The following is a 24,412-nucleotide window of genomic DNA, read 5'->3' as shown; positions in this document are numbered from 1 at the left end:
GCATTTCGCAATGTTTTGTTTTGCGAATTGCCGTTTGCGAAAGAGCATCACACTAACCGTCATAAATACATTTATAACAGGATACCTGCTTTACATGCGCACTAGTCAATATTTGCTTGCCACGCAGAAAGAAACACCTGCAGATGCAGAGGTTATCAGCCACCAGCTTATGCTAAGAGCTGGTATGATCAGAAAGCTTGCCTCGGGTCTATACACATGGTTGCCATCTGGTCTTCGTGTACTTAATAAAGTAGCCAATATTGTTCGTGAAGAAATGAACAAAGCAGGCGCGATTGAAGTGCTAATGCCCGTTGTTCAGCCCGCAGATTTGTGGGAAGAATCTGGACGATGGGAAGAGTACGGCCCAGAGTTACTTCGTATTAAAGACCGCCACCAGCGAGATTTCGTATTAGGTCCAACGCACGAAGAAGTTATTACCGCGCTTGTGCGTAATGAAATTAGCAGCTATAAGCAGCTTCCGCTCAATCTATACCAGATTCAGACTAAATTCCGCGACGAAGTGCGTCCCCGTTTCGGTATTATGCGTGGTCGTGAATTTACCATGAAAGATGCGTACAGCTTCCACTTAGAAGACAGCTGTTTAGAAGAAACGTATCAAAAAATGTACGACGCTTACTGCAATATATTCTCGCGTATGGGCTTAGACTTCAGAGCAGTTATTGCCGACTCTGGCTCTATTGGTGGTAATCACTCTCACGAATTCCACGTACTTGCCGCATCAGGTGAAGACGATATCGCTTTCTCAAGCGACAGTGATTACGCAGCCAATGTTGAAATGGCTGAAGCTGTTGCGCCTGAAAAAGCTGTCGCATCGGGCGCTGCAGTTGAGACTAAAGATGCCAAAGGCAAAGATTTCAATGCCATCTTAAAAAGCGTAGAAGCCGAAGTGACAAACGCGGTCAAAGTCGCAGTAGTGAAAGCCGCTAATGAAGTAGACAGTAAAGGCGAAGAAGTAGTTTCTGACAAATGGGTAGCCCTTGTACTTCGTGCTGATCATGAGCTTAATGATGTAAAAGCAGAGAAGTTAGACGGCGTTGCAAGCCCGCTTGTTGAAGCATCATTTGAACAAGCAAAAGATATTCTTGGCGTTTCACCATTGTTTGCTGATGCAACCAACCTGCCTGTACCCGCTTTTATTGACGCCAGTGCAGCTGCCCTTGCTGACTTCACTACAGGCGCAGGCGCAGGCGGTAAGATAAATATTAACGTAAACTGGCCTGAAGATATTACTGGCATTGATATTCGCAACGTTGTAGCAGGCGATGCATCTCCTGACGGGAAAGGCACGCTAGATATTAAACGCGGCATCGAAGTGGGTCATATCTTCCAGCTTGGCAGCAAGTATTCAGAGGCCATGAACTGCGGCGTACTAAGCGAATCAGGTAAGCACCAAACCTTAACTATGGGTTGTTACGGTATAGGCGTATCTCGAATTGTAGCGGCAGCTATTGAGCAAAACCACGATAAATTTGGCATAAAGTGGCCAGATCCTATTGCACCGTTTAAAATTGCATTAATACCAATGAATATGCATAAGTCTCATCGCATTAAAGAAGCAGCGGAAGCGCTTTATGAAGAGCTTGTTGCCCTTGGCGTAGAAGTGTTGTTTGACGACAGAAAAGAGCGTCCGGGTGTCATGTTCAATGATATGGAATTAATTGGCATACCTCACAGCATTGTTATTGGTGAAAGAAACCTAGATAATCAACAGGTTGAGTATAAGAATAGACGTACTGGTGAAAAGCAGTTGTTAGATATTAGCGCAGCAAAGGACTTTGTAGCCGCACTCTAGCGCCTGATCTCGCCGATTAGATTAGAAAAGAGGGCGTATGCGGTTAACATTTTATGGCGTAAGAGGGTCAATCCCTACCCCGGGAGCAGCTTACGTCCGCTATGGTGGTAATACTGCATGCGTTCACATTGAGCTTGAGGATGGTACCGATATCATCCTCGACTCAGGCACAGGGATTCGCGTGCTCGGCGAGCGCCTTATTCAAAAAAATACACCCATTAATCTGCTGTTGAGCCACAACCATTGGGATCATATTCAAGGCTTCCCTTTTTTTGCGCCTATCTATCAGGCTTCACGCGAAATCAACATATACCCGGGTCAAACCCTCCTTGATGAACCTGATCAAATTTTAAAGCAAATGGAAGGGTCGTTATTTCCAGTCCCCCGAAGTGCGCTGAAAGCTAACATTTCTATTGTCGATATTCCCAAGTCTACAAGCCGATTTTCAGTAGGAAGCGCAACCATAACTCGCTTAGCCATGAACCACCCCGGCCGTGGCAGTGCTTATTGTATTGAAGCCGATGAAGCAAAGGTGGCTTACATAACAGATAATGAGCTTTACCCCCCCTACAAAAAAGAAACAGACTTTATCGATTTCGCAAAATTTGCACAAAATGCCGATCTGCTAATACACGATGCACAGTACATGTTGTCTGACATGCCAGCTAAGAACGGATGGGGTCATTCGGTCGCGGAAGAAGCGGTGAAACTAGCAATGGCATGTAACGCAAAAAAATTAGCTTTATATAGTCATGATCCAGAACGGACTGATGACGATATAGATGATGTTGTAAACCATTGTAATGTATACGTCACAGTGGCAGAGTCTAATCTACAAGTATTTGCATCTTCAGAAGGCCAAGCACTGGACTTCAGTTAAGCATAACAACAACCCCACGTTACGGAGAATTAAAGGTGTCTGTGTTAAAGCCTTTTGTATTTTTGGCAGCATTTGCTGCTTGCACGCCTGTTTGCGCTCAACAATCACAAGAAGTGGTAGGCGAACAAGCGTCATCTTCAGAAAATAGTGAACAAGAGCGCACTGTTGAAAATGAAGAAAATCAATCGTCACGGGATGAAAGCGGTATTGAAGTTATCGATATCATCAAACGTGACACCATCACGGAAAGTGCACTGGATAACCGATTAGAAGGCGATAAAGAAGCACTGGATAATGTGTTTGCTATCACTCAGCATAGACAAAACTATCTACTTCCAATTACTTACGTTTCCAACCCAAGCTCTGTGGCAAGTGAAGAACTCACAAACGAGAACATAGACAATAAAGAAGCAAAATTTCAGGTAAGCGCAAAGCTGCCGCTTTATTTGGAAGATACAGGATTCGACGGTGTTTACTTTGGCTTTACGCTAACCTCTTTCTGGCAGCTTTATAACAGCGAAGCGTCGAAGCCGTTTCGCGAGACCAATTACGAACCAGAAGTCTTTTGGCAAGAAACAGCCGATTATTCCGTGCTTGGCTACAAATTTAATACTTTTCAAGTTGGTTTCAATCATATGTCTAACGGTCAAAGCGGGCTGCGCTCTCGAAGCTGGAACCGTATATTTGCCTCTATTGTCTTTAGCGACGATGACGATATCTACTACCTAAAGACGTGGTACCGTATTCCTGAAGACGAGAAAACAGACCCGCTTGATCCAACCGGCGACGATAACCCTGATATACAAGACTATTACGGTAGAATGGAACTTGGTTATGGAAGGAAAATTGGCGCGTTTAAAGTACTGGCGCTTTTACGAAATAACCTCGACGTAGATGAGAACCGAGGCAGCATCCAGCTAGACTTCACCTACCCTATCTCTGACCGCTATGAAGTCTTGCTTCAATACTTCAATGGCTATGGCGATTCGCTTATCGACTATAACCGCTCACAAGAACGTATTGGTATCGGTTTTCAGCTGCACTTTTTGTAATAAATAACCACGTAGACACAGGATGGGCACGCCAAACCGCTTTTGCATGGCGTGCTCTTCTCATTTCGACATCACTGTTTGCTAATCAATCACGCCTGCCGCGCGATAAAGCTGAATATGCACCTCTACCAGCGCTGCAATATCTCTTTGGTAGCCTCCACCAATTACCGCAGCAATCGGAACGCCTAAACGCTCAGCTAACGCAAAGACTTGCGTATCTCTCTCGTACACGCCTTGCGTAGAAATATGTAAATGACCAAGGTCGTCGTTTACATGCACATCAACGCCTGCGTCATAGATGATGGCATCGGGCTGAAATTGCCTCATTACCATCGTTAGCGCTTGTTCTAGCGTAGTTAGATACTCATCGTCTTCGGTGCCCTTATCGAGTCCTATATCAATATCGGAACGCTGCTTTCTGTGAGGGAAGTTCTTTTCACCATGAATAGATAAGGTAAAAATATCACGGTCGTTTTCGGCAAGTTTTGCTGTGCCATCGCCTTGATGCACATCTAAATCGACAATAAGCACATTTTCAACGGACGGGGTTTGCTGCATAGTTTTCGCTGCCAAATATAAATCGTTGAACAAGCAAAAACCTGAACCAAAATGAGCAAACGCGTGATGATACCCGCCCGTTAAATTCAATGCTTTTCCATGCTCTAGCGCTAGCTTGGCTGTTAAACAGGTCCCAGCGACGGCAGTACGGGTACGCTCAATCAGCTGCTGCGACCAGGGAAAGCCTATGCGGCGCATGGCTTTCCTATCTAATGCGCCAGTACTTAGTGCATCAACATAGTCCGGATCGTAATAGGCAGTGAGAAAAGAAAGATCAACCGGTGATGGAGTAACAAAACGCGATGCTTCCACACCACGATTTAACAATTCATCGCGAATACCTACGTACTTCTCGATGGGAAATCGGTGTCGCTCAGGAAGATCTAACTGGCTATAAATAGGATGAAATACGAGTGGTGTTGTCATTATTATCAATACTGGTTTAGGACGCGCGCATCTATAACAGATAAAAGAAAAGGAGCGTGAACATTGTTCAAACACTCCCTTTCAACGTGTTTATACTGACAAAGCAAAGTTAGCGGGTCAAACTGTTCACCACCTTTTCAACATTTTCTGACATACTTTTCATTGAGCGTGACATGTCATCACGCTGAGCAAGTTGATGATATTTTTCAGATGATGTGACCACATTACTGATAATTGTTTCCACCTGCTGAAGTACAGCCTCTTGCTCATCTGCGGCTTCGTTAAGCGCCACAACTACGCTGGCCGTTTCTTGAATATCTCTCACCACGTTATTGAGTGTTTCAAGCGCTGTCGCTGCTTCTGCTGCGTTTGTGTCTGACAGCTGCTTGCCTGACGACATCGCCGCAACGGCCCCTTTTGCTTCAGCTTCAAAACTACTTAAAATGTCGTTAATTTCCTTGGTCGACTGCTGTGTTTTAGCTGCAAGTGCTCGAACCTCGTCGGCTACCACAGCAAAACCACGGCCATGCTCACCTGCCCTAGCAGCTTCAATTGCTGCGTTTAGAGCCAGCAGGTTAGTCTGATCGGCAATTTCATTAATAACATTTACCACTTTTAGAATATTGGTACTGCGGCTTTGCAGTTCTGACACGATATTACTTGATTCGGTTACCGTTTTTGCTAGCTGCTTAAAGCCTGCATTGGCACTTTCAAACGTGGCATAACAACTTGCCACGTTCTTTTCAGAGTTATTTGTCGCCACAGCAACTTGGTCGGTGATTGCCACTAAATTTTGCACAATCTCTTTAAGTTTATCCGTACTGCTATCAAGCGAGCGCGACGCATCCCGTTGTCCATTGGCGCCTTCCATAATGGATTGGCTGACGTTACCGAGGGTGCCAAACGCCTTTTCCATTTCGGTCTCCGCTTGTTGAAGCTGCGCAACCGAATCTTTTAATTTGTTTTGTAATGCTCTGGCAGATTCTGCCAGCATGCCCAATTCATGGTCGCTGGAATACGTTAACGCGTAGTCGTAACGGCTATGAGCCAAGTTGGATATACACGCCGCAACTTGCTTCGTTGGTTTAATAACCTGAGAGCGTAAACGAGCAATCACATAAGCAACAGAAAGCACAGAAAGCGCAATTGCTGCCAGTAGAATTATCCAGAGCATAGTGCGCGTATTGGCTTTAAGTTCAGCAATCGCATTCGCTGAATCGGCTGCAATTTCCGCCGCGATACCTGAGAGGAGTTTAGCAGGCTCTCTATCAATACCTCGAACAAAGCTATCTCCAACCTTTGGATCAAACCCTGAGTTAATAAATGCGTCGTATCCTTCACGGTATTTCTCGGCCATGACTGCATGGGCTTTTTGAAATTGCCTGATATCTGACTTCACGCTTTCACTTATCACACTACTTGATAGCATCAGGTCAAACTGGCGAGTGATGTCGGCCTCTCTCTGCTTGAATCGCTCCCAGTATTTTTCTCGGTCGTCTTTTTTGTGGCCACGCAACAATACGTTCTTCCACTCTTGCACTTGAGTTTTGAAAGTACTTAGCGTGGTATTGACGTCTCGTTCTGACTGAACAAGGGTGTTTTCTAACTCATCGAATGAATTAAGTAACGAGAAAGACTTTAGAATTGAGGCACCGTTTAATAGTACAAGAATTAAAAAGCTGGCGAGAACAGGCGTCATCACCAAACGGCTGATGCTTGTGTAATTGAACACGGCTTAACCTTTAGTATAAATTTAAAGAAGGACGCCGCCATTAAATGATATTTTTATGACGGTATGGTTACAAATTTGGTATGAATCAACATACCAATATATGCGAAAATATACACCCTTATAGTAACAGGCTTATTAACTTGTTCTTTTTTAAGTAGATACAAAAAAAGAGCCCGAAGGCTCTCTTTTCATTTCGGTAAATTTACACCCGTTTATTCCCACTCAATCGTAGCAGGTGGCTTACCAGAAATGTCGTATACTACGCGACTAATGCCGTCAATTTCATTGATAATGCGATTCGACACTTTACCTAGGAAGTCGTAGGGTAAATGTGCCCAGTGAGCTGTCATGAAATCGATGGTTTCTACTGCACGAAGGCTTACTACCCAGTCGTATTTACGCGCATCACCCATTACGCCAACTGAGCGCACTGGAAGGAATACGGTAAACGCTTGGCTTACTTTTTGGTATAGGTCAGCTGCATATAGCTCTTCAATGAAGATAGCGTCAGCACGACGTAGTAAGTCGCAATATTCTTTCTTAATTTCACCAAGTACACGAACACCTAGACCTGGACCAGGGAACGGGTGACGGTAAAGCATGTCGTACGGTAAACCTAGCTCAAGGCCGATTTTGCGTACTTCGTCTTTAAAGAGTTCACGCAGTGGCTCAACAAGACCTAGCTCCATATCTTCTGGAAGACCACCCACATTGTGGTGCGATTTAATTACGTGCGCTTTACCCGTTGCAGAACCCGCTGATTCAATAACGTCTGGGTAAATAGTACCTTGCGCTAACCACTTCGCGTTTTCACGCTTACCCGCTTCCTCGTCAAATACACGAACGAACTCATTACCAATAGCTTTACGTTTAAGCTCAGGATCTTCAATGCCTTTTAGGCGATCAAGGAAACGCTCTTCAGCGTCTACACGGATAATGTTAAGGCCGAAATGGTCACCAAACATTTCCATTACCTGATCAGCTTCATTTAAGCGAAGCAGGCCATTGTCTACAAACACACAAGTAAGTTTGTCACCTATCGCGCGGTGAAGCAGCATGGCTGTTACTGAAGAATCTACGCCACCTGAAAGGCCAAGAATAACTTCTTCATCGCCCACCTTCTCTTTTATACGCTCAATGGCATCATCAATAATTGCGCCAGCTGTCCAGAGCTTTTCACACTTACAGATGTCCATCACAAAGTGAGTTAATAGACGCATGCCTTGGCGAGTGTGAGTCACTTCAGGGTGGAACTGCACGCCATAGAATTGCTTTTCTGCGTTATACATTGCAGCATGTGGGCATGAAGCGGTTTGCGCGATGGTTTCAAAACCTTCGGGAATAGCTGCCACTTTATCGCCGTGGCTCATCCATACATCAAGCAGCGCCGCGCCGTTATCACCTATGGCATCTTCAATTTTATCCAGCAGCGGGCTTGGCTTAATCACTTCTACTTGCGCATAACCAAATTCACGCTTGTCTGAACCCAGTACGCCACCACCTAGCTGTTGTGCCATGGTTTGCATGCCATAGCACACGCCTAGCACTGGCACGCCGGCTTCAAATACGTACTCGGGCGCGCGTGGTGAGCCTTCTTCGGTTACTGACTCTGGGCCACCTGACAGAATAATCCCTTGAGGATTAAATTCGCGGATTTGCTCTTCGGTCACATCCCAAGCCCAAAGCTCACAGTAAACGCCTATTTCGCGAACACGACGTGCTATCAACTGCGTGTATTGCGAGCCAAAATCCAAAATAAGTATGCGTTGGTCGTGGATATTTGTGGTCATGTTTTATTTTTACCCGTTAAATAAAAGAACAAAGGCTGGTGTAGTACCAGCCTCGCAGTCGTCGGTCGCCTTAACCTAAACGGTAGTTTGGCGCTTCTTTGGTAATGCTTACATCGTGAACGTGGCTCTCGCCCATTCCGGCTGAAGTTACGCGCACAAATTGTGCCTTGGTATTGAGCTCTTCAATCGTTGCACAGCCCGTTAAGCCCATGGCTGAGCGCAAGCCGCCCATTTGCTGATGGATAATATTAGCAATTGGACCTTTGTACGCTACGCGGCCTTCAATACCTTCTGGTACTAATTTCTCAGCGTTATCAGAATCTTGGAAGTAACGGTCTGACGAACCGTGGCTTTGATCCATAGCGCCTAGAGAACCCATACCGCGATATGACTTGTAATAACGGCCTTGGAAAAGTTCTACTTCGCCTGGCGCTTCTTCAGTACCTGCTAGCATGCTGCCAACCATTACGCAGCTTGCGCCAGCAGCCAACGCTTTAGCAATGTCACCCGAAAAACGAATACCGCCGTCAGCGATTACTGGAATGTCAGTATCTTTAAGCGCTTCTACTGCATCTGATACCGCAGTAATTTGAGGCACACCGCAACCGGTTACGATACGGGTAGTACAAATTGAACCAGGACCAATACCCACTTTAACAGCATCTACGCCGGCATCGGCAAGTGCTTTCGCGCCATCGCCCGTCGCAACGTTACCCGCAATAATTTGTACATCTGGATAGTCTGCACGTACCTTTTTCACGCGATCAATAACGCCTTGTGAGTGACCGTGAGAGGTATCGATAAGTAGAACGTCAACGCCTGCATCTACAAGCAGTGCAATACGTTCGTCAGTACCTGGTCCAACGCTTACCGCAGCACCAACACGTAGGCGACCAAGCGAGTCTTTACATGCATTAGGCTTGTTTTCTGCTTTCTGGAAGTCTTTAACAGTGATCAGGCCTGTAAGCTTAAACGCGTCGTCGACGACAAGAATTTTCTCAATGCGGTGTTCGTGCATAAGGTCTAACACCACATCAGAGCTTGCACCTTCTTTAACGGTAACCAGATCATCCTTACCGGTCATTACGTTTCTAATAGGCAAATTCAAACGCTTTTCAAAGCGAAGATCGCGGCCTGTCACAATACCAATTAGGTTATTATCTTTGTCAGTCACCGGGAAGCCAGAGTAACCAAGACGCTTAGAAAGCGCGATAACTTCACCAATGGTCGCATTCTCTTCAACCGTTACCGGGTCAGATACCACACCACTTTCGTATTTCTTAACTTCACGTACGTGTTTGGCTTGCTCTTCGGGCTTCATGTTTTTATGAATGAAACCAATACCACCCTCTTGGGCTAGCGCAATAGCTAGACGGGCTTCAGAAACCGTGTCCATGGCAGCAGACACCATTGGAATATTTAACGTTACGCCACGCGTAAGGCGTGTTTGTAAGTTGGCTGTGTGAGGGAGGACGGTCGAGTGGCCGGGAACCAGCAACACATCGTCGAACGTCAGGGCTTCTTGGATGATACGTAGCATGCAACAACACCTATTCAGTTGAGGGTTAATTGCGGCGCAATTGTAGTGTTTTTTAGTTTTCAGGTAAACTCTAAATGTATTAAACCCAGTGATTTTTTTTATGTTTACAAATTCGCCATCTACGTCTCGACAAATTTTAACAGTTACCAAGCTAAATCGCTTAGCCAGAACCGTACTGGAAGGCGAAATTGGCCTTATTTGGCTATCTGCCGAAATATCCAACTTTGTGGCAGCCGCATCAGGGCATTGGTATTTCACGCTGAAAGACAACAAAGCCCAAGTTCGCGCAGCCATGTTCAAGGGATCAAACCGCAATGTTCGCATTCGCCCTAAAGAAGGCGACAAAATTTTAGTGCGAGCGTCGGTTGGCCTTTACGAAGCACGCGGCGACTATCAACTGGTTGTCGAACACATGGAAAGCGATGGCGAAGGTGCACTTAAGCAAGCGTTCGAAGCCCTAAAGTTCAAACTCAACAATGAAGGCTTGTTCGATACTGCTAACAAGCGAGCGCTACCTGAACGTATTAATCGCATCGGCGTAATAACTTCATCAAGCGGTGCAGCGCTTCACGATGTATTAAGTGTATTAAAACGACGCAGCCCACAAACCGAAATCATTGTTTATCCGTCGATGGTTCAGGGTGAAACCGCACCTTTACAGTTAATTAATGCGTTGAGAACGGCTAACCACCGCGCAGAAGTGGATGTGCTGTTACTTACGCGAGGCGGCGGTTCATTAGAAGACTTGTGGTGTTTTAATGATGAAAGCTTAGCAAGAGCAGTCGCTGCAAGTGCCCTTCCCATAGTTAGCGCCGTGGGTCATGAAGTAGATTTCACAATAAGCGACTTCGTCGCTGATGTTCGCGCCCCTACCCCATCTGCAGCCGCAGAAATCTTAAGTCAGGACTCTACAGCTCTGTATCAAACGTTGCATCAGCAAAAACAACGCTTAGCAAGGGCAATACATCAATACCTTCAAGCTAGTAAACAGCAGCTTGTCTTAAAGAAACAACGGCTAAATGCATTGCATCCACAAAGTCGCATTCAGTCGCAGTGGCAAACGTTAGACAGACTACAACTTCGTTTAGCGCATAAGATGCAAAACGACTTGGCAAAAGCAGAGAAGCGATTACAAGGTCTTGATTACAGGCTAAACAAACAATCGCCATCAGCAAACGTGGCGCGTGCAAAAGACAAACTGAATTACGCTAGCACCAAGCTCTTATCAAGCATGAATACACTCATTAGAAGCAAAAAAAATGAACTTGGTGGTAAAGTTAGCCTCTTACAATCCGTAAGTCCTCTTTCAACGCTCGCCCGTGGTTACAGCATTACTTTGTCCGACAAAGCAGCCATTAATAGCGTGAATAAAGTAAATGTAGGTGATGAGATAAAATCTCGGGTGACTGACGGAGAAATAACCAGTACAGTGACACACATTCAACGGCAATAGGTAGCCTTAAGTATTATGCCCGTTCATGTAAACGCGTTTTCCTTTTCCAGTATTTACCAGCGGGCCTGTGCATTTTGGAGCCTAAAGTCACAGCGGTTCGCTGTACCAAAAATTTTGACACCTTTGTGCGTTTTTGTTCTGTTACTAGTGCCTGACTTCACCTTTGCTTCTATGGTCAATCAACCTGTCTCTGTTTTTTCTACCTACCCGAGCGAGACGTTACTCAGGGCTTGTGGAGCCCAGCGAGCATTAAGCGAAGCTAATGCTTCTCAATCCACTAATTTGTGTTTTGAAGATGCTATTTCGCCCGACAGCTTTATTAAACTCCTAAGCGAATCAGGAGAGTTCAGTCATTTGTTTCCTTATGGCGAAGGAAACGACTACGAACTATTGATTGCTAATGTTGGCGCAGCGCCTGGCATGCATCGACAGCACGCAAAACAATTTGCAGAATTCACTTTACAATGGCGAGGGATAGAAATTGACTCATCTTCATTTGATGCGAGTGCTCTAGAAAACACAGATGTGAAAACGGAAACCGCTTTAGCCGAAGAAGAAGCTCAATCGTTGATTGCCCGCTGGATTCAACATGCCAAACATTCTGGATTATTTACCAGCCAGTTTTTGTTCGATGCGCTAGAAGCTAGCGACTATAAGGGTGGATTACAGGTACCAAACGCCATTGGCGACTTCACTAAATTAGATACTCAGTTATATCCAGACCCGTTTAACGGTGCAATTACTCGCTATATACACCCTGAGTTTGAAGATGCGCTCGTTGATGTCACCGTATATCCCTTTTTAGATCAGCTTTCTTCAGATGAAAACGAGCTACTTCCTAAGCAACTAGAAAGTGATCTGCAAAGAGCTAGTGCTACAGCCGATTTACAACAGTTAACATTGTCTCAAATCAGTCCAGCCTCACGCTACGAGGTTAACAGCGCATTAAGAGGATGGAGATTGGGGCTGAGCGCGGCATCTGAAACATCACCAACAATTTACGCGACAACCTATGTCTTTAAGCTACAAGATAAAATCGTAAAAGTGTCTACGACTTTTCCTCCTGACTTTTCAGACAATATTGTTAATCAATTGATTGTTAACGTAGAAGTTCCGCAAGAGTCTGAAATGATGAAAAAGGTTCGCTCTCTGCTTTTAGAAAGCGCCAATTGATACCATAGAAAAGATTAGTTGTATCACTAGTTGCTAAACTTTGGCCAATGGGTAAGAGCGAACCGTTGCTGTTTTTATTTTTCAATAAACCGCATTACAGGATTAATTGACTTACGTTTCACGTCACTGCTTAAAATGTGAACTTTCGCCTGTTCTCTCGGTTTATACCTATCAAACCAATTGTAAACTTGGTCTTTTTGAAGCGGCTGCTTCGCTGAGTGTAATTTTTCCACTGACATCATTCTTCCTTTGTCTGGATTATAAACGGTCGAAATTGTAATAATCGATAGACGTTACACTCATTTTTTGATTACTTTTCTTCTGTTTGATAATAAGAACAAAAGCCCCGCGCCAAATAAGCTAAATGCCGCTGGCTCAGAAACACTAGTGGCTGTCGGGGCGTAATCGAACTCTACGAACACTTTACCCCAAGAACCCGTTGAGAATTCATTTGTAAAGCTACCCGTTCCCCCGTCTACTTGATTAAATACGTTCGTTCTCGCATCCGTTGAAAACAAAAATTCGATTGGAGTTCCGGCTAGAAAGGCCGACAAGTCTACGTTTGCTAGCATCCCCGACCGTTCGCCTGTTGTCACATCAAACTCAAATTCGGCAGAATCTTCACCTGGAATCATTGTGAATGTCCCCTCTGGTGAGCTTTGTGCAGAGACAAGCGGATTAACGAAATTTGCTTGTTCAAATACAAACGTATCAGCTACGCTACTGGATACTTGCCAGTTCGACGCTAGAAAGATATCTACGTCAGTGCGACCTGCTTCAGAGCTTCCATTAACGGATCTTCCTTCGCTGTCTATCTGTCCATAGACCGTTATATTTACAGCGTTCAATGTACCCAGTGTTTGATCAAATGCGTCAATAAACACACTTTCCGATAGCGGCGATACTTCTGCCACGTCGAAAGGACTTCCTTGTTCACCAAAGGATACTTCTTGCGTAATAATTGCTGCTTTTATTGGCATTGTAGTCGCTGCGATGATGGCAGCGGCAATAATTCGCTTATTCATAAATTCATCCTGCTCATATAGTTAGAATTACCCCGACGGTCGAAGGGGCTCCCTGTGACTGCAAGAAAGAAACCATAGATTAATTTATGTGCAATACCGCATGTAGCATGGGTTAACAAAATTTAAGGTTATATTATGAAAGCTAAAAATTATTCACTGATAGAAAATATTACACTTTAGTTGTAATTATGACCGACAGAATATAGTTTGGCACGGCTGATGCTTTAGTAAAATCAGCAAAGGAGGGTTGAAACTTAGGTAGGCTGATGCAATGCATGCAGTACACTGATAACGCTATAGATACTTGGGTATGTTAACGCGGCAAAAACTAGCGTGGTAAGAAAGAGACATTAATACTTTTTTTAATAGCGGACTTGTACATCACTACGCTAATAAGCGCAGCGATGTACTTAACAAGGCTACTTTTTATCTTTGTAATAAGACATCATACGACGGCGCTTGCGCTGCTGCGCCAAGGTCAAATTAGCCTTTTTACCTTCAAACGGGTTGTTGCCTTCTCTGAATTCTATCTTGATAGGCGTGCCCATAATTTCTAGCGCTTTTCTGAAATAGTTCATCAAGAAACGCTTATAAGAGCTTGGTAAGTCATCCACTTGATTACCGTGAATAACAATAACCGGTGGGTTGTAACCACCTGCGTGAGCATACTTCATTTTAACTCGGCGACCACGCACCAGCGGAGGCTGATGGTCATCCTGAGCCATTTCCATAATTTGTGTAAGCAGCGCGGTATTAATACGCTTGGTCGCGCTCATATACGCTTCTTGTACAGACTCAAATAAATTACCAACACCCGAACCATGAAGCGCAGAAATAAAATGAATTCGAGCGAAGTCGATAAAGCCTAAACGACGGTCCATCTCGCGCTTTATGTCGTCTTTCACGTCAGTACTTAATCCGTCCCATTTGTTCACGGCAACTACTAATGAACGACCTGAATTAAGCACAAAGCCTAATAGGCTAAGATCTTGGTCGGTAATACCTTCTCTGGCATCAATAACCAATAGCACTACGTTAGCTTCTTCAATTGCCTGAAGAGTTTTAACAATAGAGAACTTCTCTACGGCTTCACTAATTTTCTTACGCTTTCTCACGCCCGCGGTATCGATTAGGATATATTCACGCTCATCCCTTTCCATTGGAATGTACACGCTGTCACGGGTGGTGCCTGGCATGTCGAATACCACCACGCGCTCTTCACCTAAAATGCGGTTTGTCAGTGTCGACTTACCCACGTTGGGCTTACCTACGATAGCAAGTTTGATAGGTAACTCTTGAAGGCGTTGACGCTGCGTTTCAGCATCCTCTTCTTCTTCAGGCTCCTCATCGACAATTTCCATGTCCGGGAAATCAGATTCAAGTGGCTTTAAGGCGTCCTGCAGCAATTGGCTAACACCGCGACCGTGCGCCGCAGCAATTTGCTTAATATCACCTAAGCCTAAGGAGTAAAATTCCGCACTTTCGCTATCGCCGTCAATTCCATCAACCTTGTTCGCCACAACAAACACTTTTTTGTTTATGCGTCGAAGATGATCAGCAATACCTTGGTCGGCTGGCAGCATACCTGCTCTGGCGTCAACCAAAAACAATACGACATCAGCCTCTTCTATAGCTAACAAAGACTGTTGTGCCATTTCAGCATCAATGCCCTCTTCATCGCCCGTAATACCGCCGGTATCCACTACTATGAACTGGCGCTTTTCAAATTTCGCTTGGCCGTATTTACGGTCGCGAGTTAGCCCCGGATAGTCAGCAACTAGTGCATCACGGGTATTTGTAAGGCGATTAAACAAGGTTGACTTACCAACATTAGGGCGGCCAACCAAAGCAACAACGGGTAACATTTATCAGATCCTAGGGGTCATGAAAGCTAAAAAAGCACAAGCCGCATACACCATCTATTACAACTAACGTTCGGGAGCTGTATTCTCTAACGAGAGGTGAATTACTATGAGGCTTTTGAGAATGGGCGCATTATACCTTGTTCACTACCTAATACCAAGTTCACTACCTAATACCAATGGCGTTCAATAACACGAAGAGAAACCGTCTACCCATTGATAATGGCCAAGTTTAGGCCCGAAAAAACCGCGGGGTATAAAAAAAGGCGCTTCAAGCACCTTTTCTGTTTAAATATTAGCGAAACGTTCCTGTTACTTTGGAACTTGCACCGACGCTATTACGCCATTACGTGTTACCGCTATAATCTTATCATCAACCTTCAACGGCGCAGCATAGATTGAATCATCTTCGTCATCGCCCCCCACATCTAGGCGTGCAACAACTTCACCTGTTTCTTGTTCAATCCAGTGTAGAAAGCCCCAGTTGTCACCAACAACCACATGGTCGCCTACTGGAGTAGCAGCCGTTAATGAGCGATGCTTAAGTGAACCTTGAGACCAAAGCTCTACGCCGTTTCGTCTATCAAGGGCATAAACGTTAGAGTTGTTGTCTACAACAAAAATTTTATTGCCGTCGATATTCAAATTGCGAAACGATGCATATTCACGTTTCCAAATTACACGACCTGAACGTAACTCTACAGCAGCTAATGTTCCGTTGTAAGAAACCGTGTAAACCGTGCCGCCAAATAAAACAGGTGTTGTGTCGATATCAACAATACGCTCTAACTCTGTTGCACCAGAAGGCGTTGCAATTACCGTTTCCCACGCAAGTACGCCTGTTTCGATAAGATTAACCTGAATTTTACCTGTAGGTGTGCCGATGATAGCACCACCGTTAGATGCGATTGGGCCAGAAATACCACGTAATGTTAGCGGAGGAGTATCACCTTCGTGTCTCCACAACTGTTCACCAGTGCGGGTATTGAAACCAAATAAGCTACCAGCACCCGTGTTAACCACTAAGATACCTTCATCAGCTGCCGGAGCCGCTAAAACCTCACCGGGAACAGACGCATCCCAAACCAACTCTCCGGTTTCTGCATCCATTGCAGCTACATAGCCGTTTTCTGTACCAATGAATACGTGTCTGTCTGCTACGGCGATACCACCAATACGTGCAGTCTCACCGCTACGCCACAAATTAGTGACTGAGCTTAGCATGCCCTCAGAGCGAAACTGTGCGAAATCTTTCTCCCACAACACCTTACCCGACTCAGGGTCCATCGCGACAACGGCGCCATGGCGATCGGCAGCATAAAGCTTGTCATAGGCATAAACAGGGCGAAGACGAGAGAAGTAATGATTAACGCCATCACCAATATCGCGATCCCACACTAATTTAGGTGTAAATTTAGCCTCAATAGGCTTTAAACGACGAATCTCTAATTCTTCGTCATCTGCAAACCAGTCTGAAATAGTTGAGCAGCCAGACATTGTGATAGACACCGCGAGTGCCATACCTATCGTGCGAGCAAATCGACCTTTACGGCCACACGTATTGTGAAACAAATTGCGTACCTCTTTATTATTTATACCAGCCCTAAAGCTTTCGCTTATTGCGCAGCAGATACCGATAGGTTATCTAACTTCATTTGTAAAAGCGGATTGTTGGCATTTTTTTCTAACGCATTTGAATAAGCTAAGCGAGCATCATCAAACTTGCCTTGTTTTTGATACACATCGCCTTTTAATTCAGAAACTTCTGCTGAAAATGCGTCATTTGTTACATTGCTAAGCGTAGACAACGCCGCGTCCAGCTGGTTCATTTCAATTTGCACACGCGACAAACGAAGTGAGGCAAGCACTTTCAATTCATCATTTTCGGCAAAGGTTACTACGCTATTTAGGTGAGAAGCTGCAGCGTCTAAATCACCGGCATCTACCGCTTGCTTAGCAGCAAGAAGGCTGGCAATGCTCGCATAACCACTGTCTTTGTTCTCTTCGATAAAAGCTTTAACTTTTGCGTCGCTGCCTTCTGTACCGAATGTTTCTACGGCATTTTGATAGGCAACCGATGCCGCTTCTTTAGTTTCAATTTGCGCTTCTGAATACGCTCTCCAGCCCCAAAGGCCACCTAGACCAAGCGCTGCACCGACAATAATTGCAGTACCGTGCTCTTTCCAAAAACGTTTAATCGCTTCTACTTGTTGTTCTTCTGTTGCGAACTGTTCCATGATGTCCTCTTTTTATTTTGCGCTCAGCATCTCTGCAACCTTATCAGATAAGGTGTCGAAGCTGACTGTAACTTGTTCTTGACCATCGCGTAGTGGTTTAACACCTACTTCGCGAGACTGCATTTCGTCATTGCCTAAAAGCAGCGCTAAACGTGCACCTGTTTTATCTGCACGCTTTAGTTGTTTTTTAAAGTTGCCGCCGCCACAGTGCATCATTATGCGTGTATTAGGAAGCGTATTTCGAAGATGTTCTGCTACCTCAATAGCGTATGACTGTGCCTCTTCGCCCATCGCCGTTACGTAAACATCTGCGAAGCTCGAGTCCTGACCTTCTTCGGTTAACGTGGTTAGCAACAGTACCAAACGTTCAATGCCCATAGCAAAACCAACTGCAGGCGTTGCTTTGCCCCCGAGTTGCTCTACCAAGCCATCGTAACGGCCTCCAGCACACACTGTACCTTGGGCTCCCAGGCTGTCTGTCACCCACTCAAACACGGTACGGTTGTAGTAATCTAATCCGCGCACTAGTCGAGGATTTATTTCAAACTCAATGCCTGCTTGCGTTAAGCGCGAACACAAGGTTTCAAAATGCACTTTAGATTCTTCATCAAGATGATCGATTAGCGCTGGCGCATCGGCAATAGCAGCTTGAACATCAGGGTTCTTTGAATCGAGTACGCGAAGTGGATTCGTTTCAAGTCGACGCAGAGAATCTTCGTCGAGCTGGTCTGCACGCTGTTTTAAGAAATCAACCAGCGTATCGCGATATGCAGCACGCGCTTCATTTGAACCTAACGTATTTATTTGAAGTTTTACGTGCTGCTCAATACCAAAAGCTTTCCAAAAGCGTGCACTAAGAAGAATCACTTCTAAGTCGATGTCAGGGCCGTCCATACCGTAGGTCTCTACACCGAACTGATGGAACTGGCGATAACGCCCTTTTTGTGGACGTTCATGACGGAACATTGGCCCCATGTACCACAGGCGTTGCTGCTGGTTGTACAATAAGCCGTGCTCGTTTCCTGCGCGCACGCAACTTGCCGTACCTTCTGGACGTAGCGTTAAGCTGTCGCCATTTCTATCTTCGAAGGTATACATTTCTTTTTCAACGATATCGGTAACTTCACCGATAGAGCGCTTGAACAAGTCGGTGCTTTCAACGATGGGAGTACGTATTTCCTGGTAACCATAACTCGCCACAACCTGACGAAGTACAGATTCTACCTTCTGCCATGTACCGGAAATCTCCGGTAGGCAGTCATTCATGCCTCGAATTGCCTGAATAGTCTTAGCCACGTGAAATTCTCATACTGCTAAATAGTGAAAAGCCCCGCATTATAGGGGCTTTGGGAATAAACAACAATGAACAAAAAATGTCTCAGTCTTTAACCGAGACCTGAATTTTATTTTGTTCACTCATACGCGATGCTTTGGCGCGAATCTTAGCTTCAAGCTTATCCACTAGATCGTCGTTAGGAAGACGTTCTTTAACGCGCTTACCGTCTTCATATAGGCCGCTCATGTTACGTGCGCCAGTGAGGCCCAAATCAGATACTTCTGCTTCGCCTGGGCCGTTAACCACGCAACCGATGATAGAGACATCCATTGGCGTAAGAATATCTTCCAATCGCTGCTCAAGAGCATTCACTGTGCCGATTACATCGAATTCTTGTCGTGAACAACTCGGGCAAGCAATAAAGTTTATACCGCGCGAGCGAATACGCAGTGACTTCAGAATATCAAAGCCTACCTTGATTTCTTCCACCGGATCAGCGGCTAACGATACGCGCAACGTATCACCAATACCTTCAGCCAATAGCATACCTAAGCCAACTGCACTCTTCACGGCGCCGGCGCGCTGACCACCGGCTTCGGTAATACCTAAGTGAAGCGGCTGGTCTATTTTTTGTGCCAATAAACGATAGGCGCCAACAGCTAAGAAAACATCTGACGCTTTAACGCTGACTTTGAATTGATCAAAGTTAAGTTTGTCGAGAATATCCACATGACGCATTGCGGATTCAACCAGCGCTTCTGGCGTTGGCTCACCGTACTTCTCTTGTAAGTCTTTTTCTAACGAGCCACCGTTCACACCAATGCGAATAGGAATATTTTTGTCTTTTGCACAATCGACCACAGAGCGCACACGCTCCATATTACCTATGTTACCTGGGTTAATGCGCAGACAATCCACTCCGTATTCAGCAACCTTAAGTGCGATACGGTAGTCAAAATGAATGTCTGCAACGAGTGGCACACTCACCTGCTTTTTAATTTCTTTAAATGCTTCAGCCGCTTCCATCGTGGGCACAGATACTCGAACGATCTCCCCACCCACTGCAACAATACGGTTTATTTGATCGACGGTCGCTGCCACATCAGTGGTCCGCGTATTCGTCATAGATTGAACAGCAATGGGAGCGCCATCACCAATGGGGACGTTACCTACATTAATACGCGTAGACTTTCTGCGCTTAATAGGGCTTTCTGCAAACATCTAATTACCTATAAAGGAAGTGCGAAGCGAGCTGTTTTACCGTTTTGGTATGAAGAAATATCAACAGACTCGCCGTTAACTGATATGCGCACATTATCCGGTGCACCGAGCGTAACTTCAACAGGAGGAACGCCTTGAATTTCCATAACTCGTCCTTTTAGCTTTACCCCATAGGCAATAGCTTCTCCAGACGCGTCTTTTATATTAACCCAACAGTCATCGTCGAAAGTGAAAACCATAGCAATTGGCGCTGCATCAGACTGACTATTCACATTAAGGTTGGGTTGGGGTTCGTTACTATTCGCAGAATCAACCAGAGCGGTTAGGTTATTGCTATCATTCACCTCTGTATCGGGTGCTGAGATTGCACCATCATTCAAGCTACCGTCTTGGTTAAAACCGCTATCTTGGTCGCTGAACGCACCGCTGGTTTCTGAGTCTGAACTATTGCTCACGCCCGTGTCTAGCTGATTGTTTCCAGCCGTATCACCCTGCGACGACGAGGCGTCAGTAGTTACATTGTCGGTATCTGTGCCCGCCGATGGGACAGGCGTATTAGCGGCTTCTCGCTTAACAGCCTCACTAAGTGGCAGTTCAGCTACCGTGTCGTCACTAGGCTGTTGATACCACCACACGACAACGGCGGCAATGATAAGAAGTAAAATAACATAAGTTACCATCATCCACCTGTCATCGTGTGTCTGTTTTGCGACACGCTTTGAAAAGCTCTGTAATTTCTCTGAAGACGGTACAGATGTTTGATTGTGGAAGCGTTCGAATGCCTCAATAACTTCTTGAGAATTCATACCTAATTGCTTGGCATAATTTCTCACGTATCCTTTTGTAAAAGTCACCGAAGACTTTTCATCAATGACATCATTTTCTAAATCATTGATTTGTTTAGCTTTCAAAAATAATTTATCAGCAATATCTTGTTGAGACAAACCTAGCGTTTCACGGCGCGCTTTTAGCATTGCCCCTGGACTTGGCGTGTTTTCTTGTTGTTGCGAAGTGACTTCTTGATTCGCTTTTTCTTCCGACACCATTAAACCTTATTCCTCCTGCATACTCGGTGGTACTAACCAAAGCGTCTGACCAGCAATAATAGCGCCAGTATTTTCAAGGTTATTCCACTCTTGCAGTGTTGCCATTTTGATATTGTGCAATAAAGAAATACGATATAAGTTTTCACCTTCTTTTACTACATGGAATTTATCACTTTGCACAGATAATTCAGTATTTTGTGCTTTTTCCGGTGTGTTAGCTGTGGCTGTAGGAGCGTTGTCGGTGTTATTGCTCTGAGATTGACGCAGAGCGTCGTTGTCTTGGGCGACGCTCTTTTCATTTTCTTTATCGTTTGATGATGTTTGTGCAAGCCCGTCGGTATTTGTTTGGTTTGCGCTTATTTCTGTTTCAGAATCGTTTAACTGTGTAGATTTGACGGTTTTAACCACTCTGTTTTGCATACTTTCACGTTGCATTATGTAACGTTTAGTAAGCTCACTTTCAGGGAACAATGACATCATCATTTCGCCATAACCCTTTGCAGTCTCTAGGTCCCCTTTCCCTTTGGCTATTTCATAAGCTAACCACAATGAATCTGGCGTAACTTTGGCAACACGTTCGTATTTTCGTAACGTAGATTCAGCCAGTTCCCATTGCTCTGAAACCGTGTAAAGTTCACTGAGTAAGAATAGGCTTTTGCCCCTGGCAGGCTGATGTTTTAATGCGTCTTGAAAATAGCCGATCGCTTCATCTAGCTTACCTTGACTTTGCGCGCACAATGCCAAGTTCTCGTAGGTTTGCGCTGCGTTAGCGTAAAGCCTGTTATTTATCGCATCAAAGAAATACGCTTTGGCTTTTTCGTATTCGCCGTTTTGGCACTTAAACGCGCCATAACTGTTGGCAATATCGCCATTGTTAGGCGCTAGGTCGATAGCAGTTTCATAGTACTCTTCCGCTCGAAGGTTATCGCCCACCAGTTGATAGTAATATGCCATAGCGAACTGAACGTCTGCAGAGCGTGGATTAAACTCAAGCGCTTTGTCGAGGTTCTTTTTTGCCTGCGTGTAGTTGTTATTTTGAAGGTAGGTAAGACCAAGGGACATGCGTGTTTTGGCGGCTTCTTCGTGATCGAAGTTACCGCCATACAACCCTGACTGGCTATTACTGACACAGCCAGAAGTGAAAATAATCGCGCTTAAAAAGCCAATTTTAAGTGACGTTCGCAATCCCGCAACCATAGTCTTACCCTAATATCTTAATGATTATTGGGCCATTTTTACTGAAATTGCTTCGCCCTTCACCTGTTTTTTTAACATTCTTTTCGTTCTGTCTACCACATCACCCACTAATTGACCGCATGCTGCGTCGATATCATCACCTCGTGTTTTACGCACAACGGTTGTAAACCCATATTCCATAAGCACTTTTGCGAATCTATCAATACGCGAATTGCTCGAACATGTATAAGGCGAACCCGGGTAAGGGTTAAATGGTATTAAGTTTATTTTACTAGGTGTGTCTTTCAATACCTTTGCCAACTGGTGCGCTTGTTCAGTGCTGTCATTGATGTTTGAAAGCATAACGTATTCTACCGTCACACGGCCTTGGTTCGCTTTAGATTTGGCCAGATAACGACGTACGCCTGCTAAGAAGGCTTCGATATTGTACTTCTTATTGATAGGCACGATCTCGTTGCGCAACTCATCGGTGGGTGCGTGTAATGAAATAGCTAACGCTACGTCTATTTGGTCACCCAACATATCTAGCGCAGGTACTACACCAGATGTACTTAGCGTAACGCGGCGTTTAGACAGGCCGAAACCGAAATCGTCCAGCATAATATCCATGGCTGGTACAACGTTTTTAAGGTTAAGCAGTGGCTCACCCATACCCATCATTACTACGTTAGTGATAGGGCGTTTGCTTGAGTCTTTTGAAAGACCAAGGAAAGTAGCTACACGCCATACCTGACCAATAATTTCACTTACACTTAGGTTACGGTTAAACCCCTGCTGCGCCGTTGAACAGAAAGTACACTCTAGCGCGCAACCTACCTGTGATGACACGCAAAGCGTTGCACGGTCAGTTTCTGGGATCCAAACAGATTCAACTTCCTGACCACCTTCAAGGGTAAGTGCAAACTTAATAGTGCCGTCGCTCGCTTCTTGAAAGTATGCAATTTCAGGCGCTTTAATTTCGCAATTTTCAATGAGCATCGCGCGAAGGTTTTTATTGAGGTTACTCATTTCCTCGAAATCGCTGATACCGTGCTGGTAAATCCATTTCATCACCTGATCGGCACGAAACGGTTTCTCGCCCATTTCTTTGAAGAAATTGCGCAAGCCTTCGCGATTTAAGTTTAATAAGTTAGTTTTTGCCATGAATAAGATGACCCTTTTACCTTCGAGGGATGCCCCTCTTACTACTGAATACGGTGTAAAAACCAGCGATTCGACTATGTCTTGAACGAGATTTAAGAAAAAGAAAAGCGCTGATTAAAATTTGCGCGGATTTTACCACAGATGAGATTTGAGAAAAAGCCGATTTAACGCAGAGAAACGTTAAGTTTGGCAATGCGCGAGAAGCGTGGTTTAGCTTGCCTAAATGAGCGCCGAGCAAAGCAGCATAAAGCGTGCTCAGACGCTCAGAAACAAAAAACGGGGCTTATAGCCCCGTTAATTCTACCTACGTAATCTTAGCGAGTACGTGGGCAGATTTCTTCTTCAGAGAAGAAGTAAGCAATTTCACGTGCTGCTGACTCAGGTGCGTCAGAACCGTGAACTGCGTTTTCGTCGATTGACGCAGCGTAGTCTGAACGAAGTGTACCTGCAGCTGCATCAGCTGGGTTAGTTGCGCCCATGATTTCACGGTTAGCTAGAACTGCGTTTTCGCCTTCTAGTACTTGAACCATAACAGGACCAGACGTCATGAAGTCTACAAGTGCGCCGAAGAAAGGACGCTCTTTGTGTTCTGCATAGAAGCCTTCTGCTTGCTCTTTGCTCATGTGGATCATCTTAGATGCCACGATGCGAAGACCTGCAGATTCGAAACGGTTGTAAATTGCACCGACTACGTTTTTAGCTACCGCATCAGGCTTGATAATCGAAAAAGTACGCTCAAGAGCCATGTTCTCTCTCCAAACAAATAGTGTGTGTATCTTTAAAATTTTGGCCGCGAATTATAGGCAATAAATAGCAGCTTGACCAGAGCCTTTATCAAATCAGATATAAAGTACTGTTTTTATGCGCAAATGTAGAGAAAGGTTAGCCTGTTGGCGATGACAATATGATGACAGCGTACAGATTATTTTGCACAGAACTAATTATCGAGGACTCACCTGCCCCACTGCCTTTACTATGAAACCCTAAA

19 protein-coding genes are annotated in these 24,412 nt (G+C 45.0%); 5 read left to right on the top strand and 14 right to left on the bottom strand.

Annotated features, from left to right (window positions below):
• Window positions 1-94: 94 nt before the first annotated feature.
• Genes MHM99_RS15935 through MHM99_RS15925 form a run of 3 tightly spaced genes read left to right on the top strand, consistent with a single transcriptional unit; the run spans window position 95 to window position 3,745 of the window.
• Complete coding sequence (locus MHM99_RS15935; RefSeq protein ID WP_239220144.1) at window positions 95-1,813, top strand: proline--tRNA ligase; 1,719 nt, start codon at window positions 95-97, stop codon at window positions 1,811-1,813.
• Window positions 1,814-1,850: 37 nt separating this feature from the next.
• A complete protein-coding gene (locus tag MHM99_RS15930; RefSeq protein WP_239220143.1) occupies window positions 1,851-2,693 on the top strand; it encodes an MBL fold metallo-hydrolase in 843 nt (280 codons plus the stop codon).
• A 35-nt stretch (window positions 2,694-2,728) separates the two neighbouring features.
• Complete coding sequence (locus MHM99_RS15925; RefSeq protein ID WP_239220142.1) at window positions 2,729-3,745, top strand: phospholipase A; 1,017 nt, start codon at window positions 2,729-2,731, stop codon at window positions 3,743-3,745.
• An 81-nt stretch (window positions 3,746-3,826) separates the two neighbouring features.
• Here MHM99_RS15925 and MHM99_RS15920 read toward each other — a convergent pair whose 3' ends face one another.
• The 4 genes from MHM99_RS15920 to guaB form a co-directional block, all read right to left on the bottom strand.
• Window positions 3,827-4,729: a histone deacetylase gene (locus tag MHM99_RS15920; protein WP_239220141.1), complete on the bottom strand. Its 903-nt coding sequence runs from the start codon at window positions 4,727-4,729 to the stop codon at window positions 3,827-3,829.
• Window positions 4,730-4,838: 109 nt separating this feature from the next.
• A complete protein-coding gene (locus MHM99_RS15915; RefSeq protein ID WP_014950156.1) occupies window positions 4,839-6,461 on the bottom strand; it encodes a methyl-accepting chemotaxis protein in 1,623 nt (540 codons plus the stop codon).
• Between the two features lie 212 nt (window positions 6,462-6,673).
• Entirely contained in the window at window positions 6,674-8,251 is a 1,578-nt protein-coding gene (gene guaA, locus MHM99_RS15910) for a glutamine-hydrolyzing GMP synthase (protein WP_014950157.1), read from the bottom strand.
• Window positions 8,252-8,321: 70 nt separating this feature from the next.
• Window positions 8,322-9,791, bottom strand: a complete 1,470-nt coding sequence (gene guaB / locus MHM99_RS15905; protein WP_014950158.1) for an IMP dehydrogenase — start codon at window positions 9,789-9,791, stop codon at window positions 8,322-8,324.
• 100 nt (window positions 9,792-9,891) lie between these two features.
• Between guaB and xseA the strand changes: the two genes are divergently transcribed.
• Both xseA and MHM99_RS15895 read left to right on the top strand, forming a co-directional pair.
• Entirely contained in the window at window positions 9,892-11,244 is a 1,353-nt protein-coding gene (gene xseA / locus MHM99_RS15900; protein ID WP_239220140.1) for an exodeoxyribonuclease VII large subunit, read from the top strand.
• Window positions 11,245-11,259: 15 nt separating this feature from the next.
• Complete coding sequence (locus tag MHM99_RS15895) at window positions 11,260-12,417, top strand: hypothetical protein (RefSeq protein WP_239220139.1); 1,158 nt, start codon at window positions 11,260-11,262, stop codon at window positions 12,415-12,417.
• 299 nt (window positions 12,418-12,716) lie between these two features.
• On the opposite strand, the gene MHM99_RS15890 is transcribed toward MHM99_RS15895, so the two are convergent.
• The 10 genes from MHM99_RS15890 to ndk form a co-directional block, all read right to left on the bottom strand.
• Window positions 12,717-13,442 carry a choice-of-anchor E domain-containing protein gene (locus tag MHM99_RS15890; RefSeq protein WP_014950162.1) on the bottom strand — a complete coding sequence of 242 codons (726 nt, stop codon included), beginning with the start codon at window positions 13,440-13,442 and terminating at the stop codon, window positions 12,717-12,719.
• Between the two features lie 419 nt (window positions 13,443-13,861).
• The gene (gene der, locus MHM99_RS15885) at window positions 13,862-15,307 is read right to left on the bottom strand and encodes a ribosome biogenesis GTPase Der (protein ID WP_014979823.1); all 1,446 of its coding nucleotides are present in this window, start codon (window positions 15,305-15,307) and stop codon (window positions 13,862-13,864) included.
• A gap of 309 nt (window positions 15,308-15,616) precedes the next feature.
• On the bottom strand, window positions 15,617-16,876 hold the full coding sequence (gene bamB / locus MHM99_RS15880; RefSeq protein ID WP_080752359.1) for an outer membrane protein assembly factor BamB: 1,260 nt from the start codon (window positions 16,874-16,876) through the stop codon (window positions 15,617-15,619).
• Between the two features lie 44 nt (window positions 16,877-16,920).
• Window positions 16,921-17,541, bottom strand: coding sequence for a tetratricopeptide repeat protein (locus MHM99_RS15875; protein WP_014977028.1), 621 nt, complete (start codon window positions 17,539-17,541; stop codon window positions 16,921-16,923).
• Window positions 17,542-17,553: 12 nt separating this feature from the next.
• Window positions 17,554-18,837: a histidine--tRNA ligase gene (hisS, locus tag MHM99_RS15870; RefSeq protein ID WP_014979825.1), complete on the bottom strand. Its 1,284-nt coding sequence runs from the start codon at window positions 18,835-18,837 to the stop codon at window positions 17,554-17,556.
• 82 nt (window positions 18,838-18,919) lie between these two features.
• A complete protein-coding gene (ispG, locus tag MHM99_RS15865; RefSeq protein ID WP_014950167.1) occupies window positions 18,920-20,038 on the bottom strand; it encodes a flavodoxin-dependent (E)-4-hydroxy-3-methylbut-2-enyl-diphosphate synthase in 1,119 nt (372 codons plus the stop codon).
• Window positions 20,039-20,046: 8 nt separating this feature from the next.
• Window positions 20,047-21,084, bottom strand: a complete 1,038-nt coding sequence (locus MHM99_RS15860; RefSeq protein ID WP_049588934.1) for a RodZ domain-containing protein — start codon at window positions 21,082-21,084, stop codon at window positions 20,047-20,049.
• A gap of 6 nt (window positions 21,085-21,090) precedes the next feature.
• A complete protein-coding gene (gene pilW, locus MHM99_RS15855; RefSeq protein ID WP_049588935.1) occupies window positions 21,091-22,281 on the bottom strand; it encodes a type IV pilus biogenesis/stability protein PilW in 1,191 nt (396 codons plus the stop codon).
• A gap of 24 nt (window positions 22,282-22,305) precedes the next feature.
• Window positions 22,306-23,424 (bottom strand): bifunctional tRNA (adenosine(37)-C2)-methyltransferase TrmG/ribosomal RNA large subunit methyltransferase RlmN, encoded by a 1,119-nt coding sequence (locus tag MHM99_RS15850; protein ID WP_014977032.1) that lies wholly within the window; start codon window positions 23,422-23,424, stop codon window positions 22,306-22,308.
• Between the two features lie 314 nt (window positions 23,425-23,738).
• Window positions 23,739-24,170 (bottom strand): nucleoside-diphosphate kinase, encoded by a 432-nt coding sequence (ndk, locus tag MHM99_RS15845; RefSeq protein WP_049588021.1) that lies wholly within the window; start codon window positions 24,168-24,170, stop codon window positions 23,739-23,741.
• Window positions 24,171-24,412: the final 242 nt, after the last annotated feature.

Origin of the sequence: Alteromonas sp. MmMcT2-2 (assembly GCF_022348305.1) — a bacterium.
In the GTDB taxonomy this organism is placed as follows: domain Bacteria; phylum Pseudomonadota; class Gammaproteobacteria; order Enterobacterales; family Alteromonadaceae; genus Alteromonas; species Alteromonas macleodii.
This window is presented reverse-complemented; position numbering and strand designations above follow the sequence as displayed.